This is a genomic window from Paenibacillus artemisiicola, assembly GCF_017652985.1.
Lineage (GTDB): Bacteria > Bacillota > Bacilli > Paenibacillales > Paenibacillaceae > Paenibacillus_Z > Paenibacillus_Z artemisiicola.
This window is the reverse complement of record NZ_JAGGDJ010000019.1, coordinates 1-15,779: the sequence shown is the minus strand read 5'-3', so window position 1 is coordinate 15,779 and position 15,779 is coordinate 1. Positions and strand designations below refer to the sequence as shown.

Below are 15,779 nucleotides of genomic sequence, written 5' to 3'. Positions count from 1 at the left end.
CGAAGCGGGTTCAAAACGTGTATGATGAAGGTTGGAGCGTTCACGCGGACTGCCGGCCGGCGGCCCGCGATTCGATAGGAAAGGTTCAACACCGATGCAGCGATATTTTGTAACGCCGGAGCAGATCGAAGGGAGCCGAATCGTGCTCGCCGGGGACGATGCTCATCACATAACGCGCGTCATGCGCATGGAGGCCGGCGACGTCATCGTCGTCAGCGACGGCGTCTCCCGCGTGGCGGAGGCGCGAATCGCGGCCGTGTCGCCGGGCCGTGTTGAGGCGGATGCCGCGGAGTGGCTGCCGATGGGCGGCGAGCCGCTCTGGTCGGTGACCGTCGCGCAGAGCCTGCCGAAGGGCGACAAGATGGAATTGGTCATCCAGAAGGGAACCGAGATCGGGGCGGCGGCGTTTCTGCCGTTTGAATCCCAGCGGATGATCGTGCAGTACGACGGGAAGAAGGAAGCGAAGCGGCTGGAGCGCTGGGCCAAGATCGCCAAGGAAGCGGCCGAGCAGGCGCATCGGAGCCGCATTCCGGCGATCGAGGCCGTGGCGTCGTGGAAGCGGCTGGTCGCGCGGATTCCGTCGTACGACTTGGCGTTGTTCTGCTACGAGAAGGAGAGCGGCGGCAAGGGCTTGAGAGAAGCCGTGGCCGCTCGCGCGCGGGACGGCGGTTGGGACGGGGCGCGCAGCGTATTGCTCGTCGTCGGCCCGGAAGGCGGCTTCACCGAGCGCGAAGCCGAAGAAGCGGAAGAAGCCGGCGCGGTCGTCGTCGGCCTGGGCAAGCGAATTTTGCGCACGGAAACCGCCGCGATGGTGGGACTCGCCTGCCTCATGTACGAATCAGGAGAAATGGGAGGCGTCTAACGACATGCCGTCGGTTGCTTTTTATACATTGGGATGCAAAGTGAACTTCTACGACACGGAAGCGGTCTGGCAGCTGTTCAAGAACGAAGGCTACGAACAGGTGGATTTCGAAACGACGACCGCGGACGTGTATTTGATCAATACGTGCACGGTGACGAACACGGGGGACAAGAAGAGCCGGCAGATCATCCGCCGCGCCATCCGCCGCAATCCCGACGCGATCATCGCGGTGACGGGCTGCTACGCGCAGACGTCGCCGGCCGAGATTCTCGCGATCGAAGGCGTCGACCTCGTCATCGGGACGCAGGACCGGGACAAGCTGATGGGCTATATTCAGGACCTGCAAAATGAACGCAAGCCGGTCAACGCCGTCCGCAACATCATGAAGACGCGCGAGTTCGAAGAGCTCGACGTGCCGGATTTCGCGGAGCGCACGCGCGCGTTCCTGAAGATTCAGGAGGGCTGCAACAACTTCTGCACCTTCTGCATCATTCCGTGGTCCCGCGGGCTGTCCCGCAGCCGCGATCCGCAGAGCGTGCTCGACCAGGCGCGCCAGCTCGTGGCCGCCGGGTACAAGGAAATCGTCCTCACGGGTATTCATACGGGCGGATATGGCGACGATATGGAAAACTACCGCTTGTCGGATTTGCTCTGGGACCTGGACGCCATCGAAGGGCTGGAACGGATCCGGATCAGCTCCATCGAAGCGAGCCAAATCGACGGCAAGATGATCGAAGTGCTGAGCAAGTCCGCCAAAATGTGCCGCCACCTGCACATTCCGCTCCAAGCGGGCCATAACGACGTGCTCAAGCGGATGCGCCGCAAATACACGGTGGAAGAGTTCGCGGAGAAAATCCGGCTGCTGCACGAAGCGATGCCGGGCGTCGCGATCACGACCGACGTCATCGTCGGCTTCCCGGGCGAGACGGAAGCGATGTTCCGCAACGGCTACGACTTCATGGAGAAGCTCGGCTTCGCCGAAATGCACGTCTTCCCGTACTCCAAGCGCACGGGCACCCCGGCTGCGCGGATGGAGGACCAGGTCGACGATGAGGTGAAGAACGAGCGCGTTCATCAGCTCATCGACTTGTCGGAGCGCATGCAGTTGAAATACGCGGAGCAATACGTCGGCCAGGTGCTGGACGTCATTCCGGAGCGCGAGCTCCAGGGGCCGAACGGCGAAAGCCGCGTCATGGGCTACTCCGACAACTACATTCAAATCGCGTTCGACGGGACCGAATCGCTCATCGGCCAGCTGTGCCGGGTGAAGATTACGGCAGCCGGGGTCAACGAATGCCAAGGCGTGCTCGTCCGCGTGCTGGAGGAGCATACGGCTCCGGCCGAACGCGCCGCCAGCGCGGTGCGGGCCGGGGAAGCCAAACGCAAGCCGCTGCCGCAGGCGCTGCAAGCCTAACGAACCGAACAGGTTTACCCGCAAGGATTCTTGTCCCCGCCCCCGAGGCGGGCAAGAATCCTTGCTCTACATACCGAGCCGATTCCGAGATGGCGGAGGGGAGACACATATGAAAGAAATTTCAGCAGGCGGCGTCGTATTTCGCCGGGTGAACGGCGAGCTTCAAATTCAGCTTATTCAAGACCGCTACGGCAAAATCTCGCTGCCCAAGGGCAAGATGGAACAAGGCGAAACCGTGGAGCAAACGGCCCTGCGCGAAATTTCGGAAGAGACCGGAATCCAAGGCAAGATCGTGTCCCCGATCGATCAGATCAAGTATCGGTACAGCCACGAGGCCAAGGGTCTCGTCGACAAAGAAGTCCATTATTACCTCGTGGAAGCCGTCGGCGGCAAGCTGCAGGCGCAAGTGGAGGAAATCCGCGGCGTGGAATGGTTCGAGCCGGCGGACGCGTGGCGCAGGCAGAAGCAGTCCGGCTACAACAACAACGACCGGATTTTGGGCGGGGCGCTGCGTCTGCTCGGGTTTACGTTCATGGACGGCAATTAACTAAAAAGCAGGCTCTGGAGGGCGCGGGAGCCGCGTCCGTCATCCGGCTCGGAACCGACGGAGCCGAGGATGGTAGCAGACGGGCAGCGCGAGCAGCGAGCAGACGATGTTGAAGATGGTTTGCGCGTGGGCGATTTGGGCGGCGGGCGACGCGGTCATCCAAGCCGCGGCCTGCCCGAGCTGCGCCGTGAACGGGGCGAACAAGGCGGCGCCGCCGACGTTCAGCAGCACGTGCGACCAGGCGACGAACCGGCCGGAGGGCGTGCCGCCGATCGCGGCGATGACCGCCGTGACGCAGGTGCCGACGTTGGCGCCGAGCACGATGGCGATGCCGACCTCGACGGGCATGACGCCGGATTCGGCCAGGCCCATCGCGATGCCGATGACGGCCGCGCCGCTGTGAATGACGGCGGTCAGCACCACGCCGGCCGCGAGGCCCCAGAGGACGCTCGTTTCCGCATGGCGCAGGAAGGCGCCGAAGAACGGCGTCGATTGGATGGCCGGCGCGATCGACTGCATCATCGCGATGCCGACGAGCAGGAGGGCGAAGCCGCCGGCCACGACGGCGCCGGTGCGCAAGGGGACGATCGCGCGTCCGATGCGCCGCATTGCCGCGCTGCCGCGGCCGAATTCCATTTCGCCGAAGAGCGCGGTCAGCAGCCAGAGGGCGAGCGAGCAGGCGAGCAGCGGCGGGGCGAAGCGGCTCAGGTTCAAGCCGATCAGCTCCGTGGTCAGGCAGGTGCCGATATTGGTACCGAGCACGATGCCGAGCGTGCGCGGGAACGTCAGCAGGCCGGCATTGACCATGCCGATCGCCATCACCGTCACGGCGGTGCTGCTCTGCAGGACGGCCGACGCCGCGGTTCCGACCAACAAGCCGTGCAGGGGCGTGGAGGTGAACCGTTCCAGGAGGCGATGTAGATTGCGTCCGACGGAACGATGCAGGGCGAGCTCCATCGTCCGCATGCCGGAGAGGAATAAGACGAAGCCGCCGAGCATCGGCAGCGCGATGGTGAACAGCATAATCGGGCAAGCTCCTTTACGGCGGGAATGCGGCGAACGAAGGACGGCGGCAAGCCGATTCGACGACGCGATTCAATCCGGCGGTTTATCAGGTAACGATACATATGCGAACGGCGAGACAAGCATGACAAGCATTTCAGGGGCGAAAGAGGCGGAAGCAGAGATGGAACGCGCAAGAGCGGTATTGAAGAAGGAACGCAAGAAAAGAACGGAAGGCGGCCATCCGTGGATTTTCGCGAGCGAGATCGAGCGGATCGAAGGCGAAGGCGCGCCCGGCGGCCTGGTGGACGTCGTCAATCACCAGGGCCGGTATTTGGCGACGGGCTATTGGAACCCGGCCTCGCAAATCGCGGTACGCGTCGTCGCGCACCGGCCGGTCGAGGCGATGGACGAGGCGTTTTTCGCGGAACGGTTCCGGCAGTGCGAGCAGCATCGGCGGCGCTTCGTGAACGGCCGCGATTGCCGGCTCGTGTACGGCGAAGCGGATTTTCTCCCGGGGCTCATCGTCGACCGGTTCGGCGGCGTGCTCGTCGTCCAGCTGCTGACGCTGGGGATGGAAGCGCACCGGGACGCGCTCGTGGCGGCGCTCGTCGCCGTGTTCGCGCCTGAGGGCATCTACGAACGGAGCGACGTATCCGTGCGCGCCCTGGAAGGGCTCGAGGAACGGACCGGCGTGCTCTACGGCGAATGCTCGCGCATCGTGGAGATTACGGAGAACGGCCTCAAGCTGGAGGTCGACATCGTCGAAGGGCAAAAAACGGGCTATTTCTTCGACCAGCGCGAGAACCGCGCGTCGATCGCGCCGCTCATGACGGGATGGGGCGCGCGCAGCGGCATCCGGCTCGTCGAACAGCCCGCGGACGACCAAGCCGCGGAGGCCGACGATACCGGCACGATTGCCGAGCTGGAGGAGCGCCGGCCCGTTCCGGTCAACGCGAACGGCAAAGTCGTCACCTTCCCGTACTGGGACGGCGCGACGGTGCTGGAATGCTTCGCCCACACGGGCAGCTTCACGCTGCACGCGTGCAAATACGGGGCGAAGAAGGTGACGTGCCTGGACGTCTCCGCCCACGCCGTGGAGACGGCGAAGCGCAACGTCGAGCGCAACGGGTTCTCGGACCGCGTCGAATTCGTGGTCGCGGACGCGTTCGCGTATTTGCGTGCGCAGGCGAAGGGGATCGAGGAGCGGATGGAGCGGGGCAAGGCCGCCGCTGCCGGCAGCGGCGCGAAGGTCGACACGTCGAAGCCGCTGAGCGGGGAGACGGGCCGCAAATGGGACGTCGTCATCCTCGATCCGCCGGCGTTCGCGAAGACGAAGCACGCGGTCGAGGGCGCGGTCAGAGGCTACAAAGACATCAACCTGCAGGGCATGAAGCTGGTGAACGAAGGCGGCTATCTCGTGACGGCCAGCTGCTCGTACCACATGCGGCCCGAGCTGTTCCTGGAGACGATCCAGGCGGCGGCGGCCGATGCCGGCAAGACGCTGCGGCTCATTGAATGGCGCGCGGCGGGCAAGGACCATCCGCAAATTCTCGGCGTGGGCGAAGGCCATTACTTGAAGTTTGCCATTTTCGAGGTGCGGAGCAAGTAAGGAACCGGCGGCGCCGAACGGCCGAAGCAGCGTCGGATGCGCGGAGCGGGGAAGACGCGGGTTCCGAAAGGAGCGGCGGGCTCCGTTTGACGCGGAAACGGCAGGCGGCGAGGCGCGGCAAGATCAGAGAGTCGGCATGCGAGCAAGAGCGGTCCCCATGGGCCGCTCTTTTTTCGCGTTCGCGGGAGAATCCGGGTCAAGCCGGCGCCGAGCAGGATTTACCTGCGGCCGAAACGAACAAATATTCGCCTTTCGGGGTGAAAGGACCGCATCCGGTATGCTAGAATAGAACAACCGATAGTAGAATCGATTGCGAGAAAGAAGAGGTGGGCGCATGGCGCTTCGTTTTGTCCTCGGCCGTTCGGGCGCGGGGAAAACCCATCATTGCCTCTCGGCCATTACGAGCCGGATCAAGGAGCAGCCCGACGGACCGCCGCTCGTCATGCTCGTGCCGGAGCAGGCGACCTTCCAGACGGAGTACGCGCTGCTCGGCAGACCGGAATCGCCCTTGAAGGGGACGATCCGGGCGCAGGCGCTCAGCTTCCGGCGGCTGTCGTTCCGGGTCATGCAGGAGACCGGAGGAACGGCGCTGACGCCGATCGGCGAGGACGGCAAAAACATGCTGCTCTACAAGATCGTTTCCCGGCTGAAGGGCGAGCTGCAATTGTTCGAGGGCAGCGAGAGCCAGCACGGGTTCATCGAACGGCTGGGCGAGCTGATGACGGAATGGAAGCGGTACGGCATCGACGCCGAGGCGCTGCGCGCGTTCGGGGACCAGGGGCTCGCGGGGTCGCGCCATTCGCTGCTGGGGCGGAAGCTCGGCGACCTGCAGCTCATCGCGGACCGGCTGGAACGGGAGCTTGCGGGCTTGTACATAGATGCGGAGGATTATTTGGGCTGGCTGGCGAGAGGGCTGCGCGAGGCGCCGTCCATGCGCGATTGCGAGATTTGGGTCGACGGCTTCCACGGGTTCACGCCGAAGGAGCTGGAGGCGCTGGAAGCGCTCATGAAGCACGCGAAGCACATGACGGTCACGCTGTGCCTGGACAAGCATTACGGCGCCGGGGACTTGCCGCACGAGCTGGATCTGTTCCGCCCGACGGCGGAGACGTTCCTGAAGCTTCGCGAGCTGGCGGCGAACAACGGCGTCGACGTCGAAGAGCCGCTGCTGCTGGCGGGCACGCCGTGGCGGTTCAAGGAGAGCCCGATGCTCGCCCATGTCGAGCGGCATTACGGCCGCGGCGGCCGGACGCCGCTGCAATTGCCGGCGGAGACGCTGGCGGACGGGCAGATTTCGCTGCGCGCCGCTTCCGGCCGGCGCGCCGAGGTGGAGGCCGCGGCCCGGGACATCGTCCGCCGGGTGCGCGACGAAGGGCTGCGCTACCGCGATCTCGCGGTGATGGTGCGGAACGCGCCGGATTACAACGACTATATCAAGGCGGTCTTCGCCGATTACGGCATTCCGTTCTTCCTCGACCAGAAGAATGCCGCGCTGCATCATCCGCTCGTCGAATTCATCCGGTCGTCGCTCGAGATCGCGTCGTACGGCTGGCGGTTCGAGGCGGTGTTCCGCTGCGTCAAGACGGAGCTGCTGCTGCCGGAGGACGGGAGCGTCACGCGGGAGACGTTCGATCTCTTGGAGAACTTCGCCCTCGCGACGGGCATGAACGGCAACAAATGGCTGACGGCCAGCCAGTGGAGGCCGCTGACGCGCGACACGCTCGAAGGCGAGCCGGCGGAGGCGGGCGAACGCGAGCGGCGCGAATTCGAAGCGGTCATGGCCGCGCGCGAAGCCGTCGTTCCCGTCCTGCGAAAATTCGTCCGCGAGCTGAAGAAGGCGCGGGACGTCCGGGGCATGTGCGAGGCGCTGTACCGGCTGCTGATGGCCGTCGACGCGCCGGACCGGCTGGAACGGTGGAGCCGCGGGGAGATCGCCGCGGGACGTCCGCTGCGCGCGCGGGAGCACCGGCAGCTGTGGGACGGCGTGATGGATCTGCTCGACCAGCTGACGGAGATGACCGGCGCGGAGGCGCTGCCGCTCGAGTTGTTCGCCGGCATGGTCGAGACCGGGCTCGAGAGCCTGAAGCTGGCTTCGGTGCCGCCGTCGCTCGACCAGGTGCTGATCGGCAGCATCGACCGGACGCGCTCCGGCAACATTCTCGTCTGCTACCTGCTCGGGGCGAGCGACGGCGTCATGCCGCAGCGGATGCAGGAGGACGGCGTGCTGACGGAGCAGGAGCGGGAAACGATGGAGAGCGGCGGCCTCGTCATGGCGCCCGGCGTCCGCCGGAAGCTGCTGGACGAGCGGTTCATGATCTATAACGCGCTGACGACACCGAGCCGGCATCTGTGGATCAGCTGGCCGCTGGCCGACGAAGAGGGCAAGAGCCTGCTGCCGTCCGAGGTCATCCGGCACGTGAAAGGGCTGTTCCCGGGGCTGGCGGAAACGGGCGCCGCCATGGAACCCGTGCCGGGCATGAGCCCGGACGAGCAGCGCTCGTTCGTGGCCCGTCCGGAACGGACGCTCTCGTACCTCGTGACGCAGCTGCGGGCATGGCGGCACGGGACGGCCATCGCCCCGCTCTGGTGGGAGACGTACAATTGGTTCGCGGCTCGGCCGGAATGGCAGGACAAGCTGCACCGGCTCGCCGGCTCGCTGCGCTACACGAACGAGGAGCCCGCGCTGTCCCGCGAGACGGCGGACCGGCTGTACGGCAAGCTGCTGCGCGGCAGCGTCTCCCGGATGGAGCGCTTCGTCTCGTGCCCGTTCCAGCATTTCGCCATCCACGGGCTGCGGCTGCGCGAACGGGCGCAGTACAAGCTGGCCGCGCCGGACATCGGGCAGCTGTTCCATGCCGCGCTCAGCCGGCTGACGGAGACGCTCGGCGACCGCTGGGGGTCGCTGACGCCGGAGGAGCTGCGCGAGCATTGCGCGGCGATCGTCGGCGAGCTGGCGACGAGGCTGCAGTCGCAAATCCTGTTCAGCAGCAGCCGCCACCAATTCGTGGCGCGCAAGCTGCGCGACATCATCGGCCAGGCCGCGGTCATTCTCGGCGAGCATGCGCGGCGGGCGCAGTTCCGTCCGGTCGGGCTTGAAATCGGCTTCGGGCCGGACGGGCCGCTGCCGCCGGTCACGATTCCGCTGTCGGACGGGCGGACGCTGGAGATGGCCGGCCGGATCGATCGTGTGGACGCCGCGCAGACGGCCGACGGCCTGCTGCTGCGCGTCATCGACTATAAGTCGAGCGCGAAGCAGCTGCGGCTCGAAGAAGTGGCGTACGGCATGGCGCTGCAGATGCTGACGTATCTGGACGTGCTGCTCACGCACGCGCCGGAATGGCTCGGCCAGCCGGCGAAGGCGGCGGGCGCGCTTTATTTCCACGTGCATAACCCGATGCTGGCTTCGTCCAACGGCCTGCCGCCGGCGAAGGCGCGGGCGGAGATGCTGAAACGGTTCAAGCTCAAAGGGCTCGTGCTGGCGGACGAAGAGACGGTCCGCCTGATGGACGGCGCGCTGTCGACGGGTTACTCCGATTTGCTTCCGATCGCCTTGAAGCGGGACGGCGGGTTCTACAGCAGCTCTTCCGTCGTCTCGGACGAGCAGTGGGGCACGCTGCGCCGTTCCGTTCGCGGCACGCTGCGCAAGATCGGCGACCGGATCGCGAGCGGCGACGTGTCGATCGCGCCTTACCGGCTCGGCGGCAAGACGCCGTGCGAGTTTTGCGACTATAAGCCGGTGTGCCAATTCGATCCGCTGATCGAGGGCAACGACTACAACAAGCTGCAGAAGACCGGCAAGGACGACGTATGGAAGCTGCTGTCGGCCGGGGACGAGCAGTCGGATCAAGAGACGGAACGGGTTACGAACGATGCCGCGGGCAACGCGAAACCGGAAGGAAAGGAGGATGACGAGGCATGACGACGGCGCAAACAATGCCGGCCAAACCGGCCGGAAGCACATGGACGGACGATCAATGGCGCGCCATCGTGACGGGCGGCAGCAATATTCTCGTCGCCGCGGCGGCGGGCTCCGGCAAGACCGCCGTGCTCGTCGAGCGGATCATCCGCAAAATCGCGAACGACACGGACGTCGACCGGCTGCTCGTCGCGACGTTCACCAAGGCGGCCGCAGCCGAGATGAAGGAGCGGATCCGGATCGCGCTCGAGAAGGAGCTGGACAAGCGCCCGGATTCCGATCATCTCCGCAGGCAGCTCGCCTTGATGGGCCGGGCGTCGATCACGACGCTTCACTCCTTCTGCCTCGACGTCATCCGGCGGTACTATTCGCTGATCGGCCTCGATCCCGGCTTTCGGATCGCCAACGAGACGGAAGCGGAGCTGCTGCGCATGGACGTGCTGGACGAGCTGTTCGAGGAACGGTACGCGGCGGCGGAAGGGAACGGCGCGGAAGGCGCGGAAGGCGCGGAAGGCGCGGATTTCCTCGCGCTCGCGGACCGGTTCGGCGGCGAACGCGGCGACGAGCCGCTGTACGCCCTCGTGCTGAAGCTGTACGACTTCGCCCGGAGCCATCCGTGGCCGAACGCGTGGCTGCGGCAGACGGCGGCTTCCTTCCGCGTCGGGGACGCGGCGGAGCTGGGACGCTCGGAATGGGTGGCGAGCCTCGGCGCCGTCGTCGCGTTGACGCTGCAGGGCGCGCAGAGCCTGCTGGGGCAGGCGCTCGACATCGCGCGGCAGCCGGCGGGGCCGGACGCGTACGCCGCCACGTTCGATGACGATCTGGCGGTCGTACGCGCGCTGCTTGCCCGCGTGGATAACGAGCCCTGGGAAACATGGCACGAGGCGTTCGCGGCAGCGGGCTTCGGCAAGCTGAAGAGCCAGCGCGGCGACGCGGACAAGGGGCTGCAGGAGCAGGCTAAGGACCTGCGGGAACGGGCCAAGGACATGATCGGGAGCTTGAACGACGAGCTGTTCGTGCGGACGCCGGACCAGTTCGCGGCGGAGCTGCGGGAATCGGCGCCTTACATGGAGACGCTCGCCGGCCTCGTGGAGCAGTTCGGCGAACGGTTCGAAGCGGCCAAGCTGGAGAAAGGCCTGATCGACTTCGGCGACATGGAGCATTATTGCCTGCGCATCCTGCGCGACCCGGCTTCGACGCCGGAGCGGCTGCTGCCGTCGCCGGCGGCCTTGGAGTACCGCCAGCAGTTCGAGGAGATTCTGCTCGACGAGTATCAGGACACGAACATGGTGCAGGAAGCGATCGTCTCGCTGATCGGCCGTTCGGGCCGAGGCAACCGGTTCATGGTCGGGGACGTGAAGCAGAGCATTTACCGGTTCCGTTTGGCGGAGCCGGGCTTATTCCTGCGCAAATACAAGTCGTTCGTTCCGGCCGAGGAAGCGCCCGTGCTGCCGGATGCCGGCGGCGCGGACGGTTTGCCCGGAGCCAAGACGCCCCGCAACCGCGAAGCGATCCTGCTGCCGGCCCGAGCGGAGGAACCGGCCGTCGAACCGTACGGCGAGGCGCTGCTGCCGGCGCTCGCGGAAATCGCCGCCGGGGAGGAGCCGGACGGGGACGAACCGGCGTACGGCGTGCGCATCGACCTGGCGCGGAATTTCCGCAGCCGGCAGGAGGTCGTGGACGGCGTCAACGAAGTGTTCCGGGCCATCATGCGCGAGAAGGCGGCGGAGATGGATTACGACGCGCGCGCGGAGCTCGTCTGCGGCGCCTCGTATCCGCCGTCCGACGAAGGCGGTCCGCCGAAGCGGTACGCGGTGGAATTCGCCGTGCTGGACCGCGGAGGCGACGACGGCGAGGAGCGAAGCGGCGCGGCGTCCGAAGGCGAAGCCGCGGAAGCGGGCGAGCCGCCGGCCGAAAGCGCGGAGGATCTCCAGACGGTTCAGCTGGAAGCGCGCTGGATCGCAAGCCGGATTCTCCGGCTGAAAGGAGCGGCGGCGGACAGCGGCATGACGGAGGAACCGTTCCTCGTCTACGACGGCAGGAAGGGCCGCAAGCGGCCGCTCGAATGTCGGGATATCGTCATTCTGCTGCGCGCGGACAAGCAGTGGGCGCCGGTCATCATCGAGGAGCTGCAGCAGCACGGCATACCGGCTTACGCCGAGCTGAGCAGCGGGTATTTCGAAGCGACCGAGGTGGAGACGATGCTGTCGCTGCTGCGCGTCGTCGACAATCCGTACCAGGACATTCCGCTCGCGGGCGCGCTGCGTTCGCCGATCGTCGGCCTTTCGGGAGAAGAGCTGGCGCTCGTCCGCATCGCCGGCGGACGCGTCTCGTATTTCGAGGCGGTCCGGTCGGCGGAGGCCGATTCGTCCGTTCCGGATGAGACGCGGGCGAAGCTCGGCCGCTTCCTGGAGGCGCTCGAGACGTGGCGCGGCGAAGCCCGCCAGGGCTCGCTCGCGGACCTGCTGTGGCGGATCTACCGGGAGACAGGCTATTACGATCTCGTCGGCGGGATGACCGGCGGGCTGCAGCGGCAGGCCAACCTGCGCGCGCTGCACGACCGCGCCCGCCAGTACGAGGCGACGACGCTGCGGGGGCTGTTCCGCTTCCTTCGCTTCATCGACCGGATGCGGGACAGCGGCGGCGATCTCGGCACCGCGCGGGCGCTCGGCGAGCAGGAGGACGTCGTGCGCATCATGTCCATCCACAAGAGCAAAGGGCTGGAGTTTCCGGTCGTGTTCGCGGCCGGCCTCGGCAAGTCGTTCAACCGGAGAGATTTGAACAGCCCGTTCCTTATGCACAAACAGCTGGGCTTCGGTCCCCGCTACGTGGACACGGAACTGCGGGTAACCTACCCGACCTTGCCGTACTTGGCGATCCGCCACCGGCTCGGCATGGAATCGCTGGCGGAGGAGATGCGGATTCTGTACGTCGCGCTCACGCGGCCGAAGGAAAAAATGTTCCTCGTCGGGACGGTCGGCGACGCGGCCAAGCAGCTGCAGCGCTGGCAGTCCGCGCTGGACGCGGACGGGCGGCTGCCGGATTTTCGCATCGCGGGCGCGGCCCGGTTCCTGGACTGGCTCGGTCCGCTCGCCCTGAGCGCGGGCCTTCCGATGTCGGTCGCGAAAGCGGCGGAGACGGAAGCCGGTTGCGAGGCGGGATCGGACGCGCCGACGGACGCGCCGACCGGACATGGGAATGAATCGTCCGGCATCGCGGCGGCAGCGAAGCCGGACGGCGCGGAAAACATGCCTGCGGGGGCTGAAGCCGCGGCTGCGGACAAGTCCTCGCGCATGCCGGACGCCGAATCGTCGCATGCCATGCCGGATAGCGATGATAGAAGGGATCCGGCCGGCGACGCGCGCTGCGTCGTCGTGCCGTTCGGCACTTGGCGCACGTCGGTCGTTCCCGCGGGATTGCTCGGCTTGGAAGCCGCTGCGGGAGCGGAGGCCGGCGACGCGGCGCAGGCCGCTTTCGAGGCGCGCATGCTCGCCGTTCAGCATCTCGCGCCGGTCGACGACGAGGCCGATCCCGCCGAGGCGGCCGAGATCGGCCGGCGGCTCGGCTGGACGTACCCGTTCGCCGCGGCGGCGGCCACGGCCGCCAAAACGTCGGTGACGGAAATGAAGCGGCTCCACGCCGAATTGAACAGGGACGAGGATGCGCTTCTGCTTCCCGAAGCGGCCGGCGAGGACGGCATGGCCGGTTTGGAGAACGCGGCACCGTCGTCCACGGACTCTGACGGGGATGCGCCGTTCGGGGATATCCGAGCAGCCGATCGGTTAGGGGAAAGCGCCGCGGACGAAGCACCGCCCGCAGCGAACGATGCCGACGGTCCGGAGCAGCTCAGCTTCGACTTCGACGCTTCTTCGGAAGCCGCGACGGGCGAGGCGGCGCACGGACCGGCGAGCGGCCGCGCGGCGATCGGGAAGCCGGCCGGCGCGGCGGCCGAACGGGCGGCAGGCGGGGAAATGACCTTCCGGCTGCGCCGGCCGCGGTTCATGGAGGAAGCGTCGCTCACGGCCGCGGAACGGGGGACGGTCAGCCACCTCGTCATGCAGCATCTTCCGCTGGACGGGGAAGGCGGCGTGACGGAGGCGACGGTCGCCGCCACGATCGCGAATCTCGTGGAGCGGCGCATGCTGACGGCGCAGCAGGCCGAGGCCGTGGACGCGGCGGGCGCGGCGGCCTTCTTCGGGGAAGAAGTCGGCCGCCGGCTGCTGGCCGCGCCGTGGGTGCGCCGGGAGACCCCGTTCAGCTGCACGCTGCCGGCTGCCCGCGTCTACCCGGACCTGCCGTCCGGCGTCGAGCGCGAGCCGGTGCTCATTCAAGGCGTGATCGACTGCCTGTTCCGGGACGACCGCGGGCTCGTGCTGCTCGATTACAAGACGGACCGCGTCCGTCTCGGCAGGTGGGAAGAAGCGGCGGAACGCCACCGCTTTCAGCTGACGCTCTACGCGGAGGCGATCGCGTCCGCCATCGGCGGCAAGGTCGACGAGTGCTACGTGTTTTTCTTGGACGGAGGCAAGACCGTCAAGCTGTTTTAATTCATGGGACGGGGGAACGAACAATCATGCGGATATTGCATACGGCCGACTGGCACTTCGGGCGGACGCTCGAAGGCCGGAGCCGGCTGGAGGAACAGGCGGCCTTCGTCGACGAGCTGGCGGCGCTGGCGAACGACGAAGCGATCGACCTTATTCTGCTTGCCGGCGACGTGTACGACACCGTCAATCCGCCCGCGGCGGCGGAAGCGTTGTTTTACGAGGCCGTCGCGCGGCTCGCGGACGGCGGCAGGCGGACGATCGCCGTCATCGCCGGCAACCACGACCATCCCGACCGGGTGGCGGCGTCCGCGCCGCTCGCCGCGCGCAGCGGCATCCGGCTCGTCGGCATGCCGACGGACCGGCCGCTCGCCGTCGACGTCGCCCGCACCGGGGAACGGGCGGTCATCGCCGCGCTGCCGTACCCGTCGGAATCCCGCTTGCGGGAGCTGCTGAGCGAAGAGACCGACGAAGGGCTGCTCCGCAGCGCCTATTCGGAGCGGGTCGGCCGGCTGATGACCGGGCTCGGCTCGGCGTTTCGCCCCGATACCGTTAATTTGGCGATGAGCCATATTTACGTGCTCGGAGGCTTGGAAACGGACTCGGAGCGCCCGATCCAGATCGGCGGCGCGTATACGGTAGATCCCTCCGCGCTGCGGATCGGCGCGCAGTACGTGGCCCTCGGCCACCTGCACCGTCCGCAGCGCGTGGCGGGGGACGAGACGATGCGCTACAGCGGCTCGCCGCTCGCGTACAGCTTCTCGGAAGCGGGACAGGCCAAATCGGTCGTCGTCTTCGACGCGAAGCCCGGCTTGGCCGTCGAGCCGCGGGAGGTGCTGCTCGGCTGCGGCCGCCCGGTCGTCAAGTGGAACGCCAAGGGCGGCATCGCCGAGGTGACCGGCTGGCTCGAGGAAGGCCGGGACGCCCGGGCTTGGATCGATCTCAGCATTCACATGACGGATGCCATGACGCTGCAGCATATCCAGCAGCTGCGCCGCATGCACGACGGACTCGTACATATCCGGCCGGTGTATCCGGAGACGGCGGAGGCGATGGCGCTCGACGCGCGCGCGCGGGAGCAGCTGCCGGCCGAGGAGTTGTTCCGCCGCTTCTTCTCGCGCCAAACCGGGGGCGCGGAACCGGACGCGGAGACGGTGCGGTTGTTCCTGGAGCTGATTGCCGAAGAGGAAGACGCGCCGGATGCCGGCGACGGGGAAGCGGCCGGCGCGGTACAAGCGGGAGGTGAGCGGGCATGAAGCCGATCTTGTTGAAATTAAGCGGCCTGCAGAGCTACCGCGAAGCGCAGGAGGTCGATTTCGAACGGCTGTGCGAAGCGGGCGTGTTCGGCATCTTCGGGCCGACGGGCAGCGGCAAGTCGAGCATATTGGACGCCGTGACGCTGGCGCTCTACGGCAAAGTGGAGCGCGCCGCGGGCGGCACGCAGGGCATCATGAACCAGGCGGAGAAGACGCTGGCCGTCGCGTTCACCTTCGATCTGGCCGGAGGCGGGGAGCGCAAGCGGTACCGCGTCGAGCGGCAGTTCAAGCGCGGCGGGGACGTGTCCGTCAGCAATACGCTGAGCCGCTTCGTGGAAGTGACGGACGGCGGCGACGTCGTCGTGGCGGACAAGCTCGCGGACGTGACCCGCTGCGTCGAGGAGCGGATCGGGCTCAACATGCAGGACTTCACGCGGGCGGTCGTGCTTCCGCAAGGGAAGTTCGCGGAGTTTCTGTCGCTGACGGGCAAGGACCGCCGCTCCATGCTGCAGCGCCTGTTCCGCCTCGAGCGGTTCGGCGACGGGCTGGCGCTGAAGCTCAGCCAGCGGCTGAAGACGGCGGAGGCCGCGCTGCAGGAAGCGGCCGCGGAGCAGCTCGGCCTCGGC

At 67.0% G+C, this 15,779-nt stretch carries 9 protein-coding genes; 8 read left to right on the top strand and 1 reads right to left on the bottom strand.

Going from position 1 to position 15,779, the window contains the following annotated elements:
- Positions 1-94: 94 nt before the first annotated feature.
- The 3 genes from I8J29_RS19885 to I8J29_RS19875 all read left to right on the top strand — a co-directional run bounded on the left by I8J29_RS19885 (position 95) and on the right by I8J29_RS19875 (position 2,823).
- Positions 95-862 (top strand): RsmE family RNA methyltransferase, encoded by a 768-nt coding sequence (locus tag I8J29_RS19885; RefSeq protein WP_208849257.1) that lies wholly within the window; start codon positions 95-97, stop codon positions 860-862.
- A 4-nt stretch (positions 863-866) separates the two neighbouring features.
- Entirely contained in the window at positions 867-2,276 is a 1,410-nt protein-coding gene (gene mtaB / locus I8J29_RS19880) for a tRNA (N(6)-L-threonylcarbamoyladenosine(37)-C(2))-methylthiotransferase MtaB (protein ID WP_208849256.1), read from the top strand.
- A gap of 109 nt (positions 2,277-2,385) precedes the next feature.
- Positions 2,386-2,823 carry an NUDIX hydrolase gene (locus tag I8J29_RS19875; RefSeq protein WP_090638513.1) on the top strand — a complete coding sequence of 146 codons (438 nt, stop codon included), beginning with the start codon at positions 2,386-2,388 and terminating at the stop codon, positions 2,821-2,823.
- 39 nt (positions 2,824-2,862) lie between these two features.
- Here the strand turns inward: I8J29_RS19875 and I8J29_RS19870 are convergent, their stop codons facing one another.
- Positions 2,863-3,846, bottom strand: coding sequence for a Na/Pi cotransporter family protein (locus I8J29_RS19870; protein WP_208849255.1), 984 nt, complete (start codon positions 3,844-3,846; stop codon positions 2,863-2,865).
- Between the two features lie 163 nt (positions 3,847-4,009).
- On the opposite strand from I8J29_RS19870, the gene I8J29_RS19865 reads away from it, so the two are divergent.
- The 5 genes from I8J29_RS19865 to I8J29_RS19840 form a co-directional block, all read left to right on the top strand.
- A complete protein-coding gene (locus tag I8J29_RS19865) occupies positions 4,010-5,437 on the top strand; it encodes a class I SAM-dependent rRNA methyltransferase (RefSeq protein WP_208849254.1) in 1,428 nt (475 codons plus the stop codon).
- A gap of 334 nt (positions 5,438-5,771) precedes the next feature.
- Entirely contained in the window at positions 5,772-9,356 is a 3,585-nt protein-coding gene (gene addB / locus I8J29_RS19860) for a helicase-exonuclease AddAB subunit AddB (protein WP_208849253.1), read from the top strand.
- Entirely contained in the window at positions 9,353-13,900 is a 4,548-nt protein-coding gene (locus I8J29_RS19855; protein ID WP_240546343.1) for a UvrD-helicase domain-containing protein, read from the top strand. Before addB ends, I8J29_RS19855 begins: the two co-directional genes overlap by 4 nt.
- 26 nt (positions 13,901-13,926) lie before the next feature.
- Complete coding sequence (locus I8J29_RS19845) at positions 13,927-15,153, top strand: exonuclease SbcCD subunit D (RefSeq protein WP_208849252.1); 1,227 nt, start codon at positions 13,927-13,929, stop codon at positions 15,151-15,153.
- Positions 15,150-15,779: AAA family ATPase (locus tag I8J29_RS19840; RefSeq protein WP_208849251.1), on the top strand; the 630-nt coding region annotated here is incomplete at its 3' end. The genes I8J29_RS19845 and I8J29_RS19840, both read left to right, overlap by 4 nt.

What these genes read in the sequence shown, in the direction of transcription:
- I8J29_RS19885 (WP_208849257.1), top strand. Translation starts at nt 95, where the DNA reads ATGCAGCGATATTTTGTAACGCCGGAGCAGATCGAAGGGAGCCGAATC.
- mtaB (WP_208849256.1), top strand. Translation starts at nt 867, where the DNA reads ATGCCGTCGGTTGCTTTTTATACATTGGGATGCAAAGTGAACTTCTAC.
- I8J29_RS19875 (WP_090638513.1), top strand. Translation starts at nt 2,386, where the DNA reads ATGAAAGAAATTTCAGCAGGCGGCGTCGTATTTCGCCGGGTGAACGGC.
- I8J29_RS19870 (WP_208849255.1), bottom strand. Translation starts at nt 3,846, where the DNA reads ATGCTGTTCACCATCGCGCTGCCGATGCTCGGCGGCTTCGTCTTATTC.
- I8J29_RS19865 (WP_208849254.1), top strand. Translation starts at nt 4,010, where the DNA reads ATGGAACGCGCAAGAGCGGTATTGAAGAAGGAACGCAAGAAAAGAACG.
- addB (WP_208849253.1), top strand. Translation starts at nt 5,772, where the DNA reads ATGGCGCTTCGTTTTGTCCTCGGCCGTTCGGGCGCGGGGAAAACCCAT.
- I8J29_RS19855 (WP_240546343.1), top strand. Translation starts at nt 9,353, where the DNA reads ATGACGACGGCGCAAACAATGCCGGCCAAACCGGCCGGAAGCACATGG.
- I8J29_RS19845 (WP_208849252.1), top strand. Translation starts at nt 13,927, where the DNA reads ATGCGGATATTGCATACGGCCGACTGGCACTTCGGGCGGACGCTCGAA.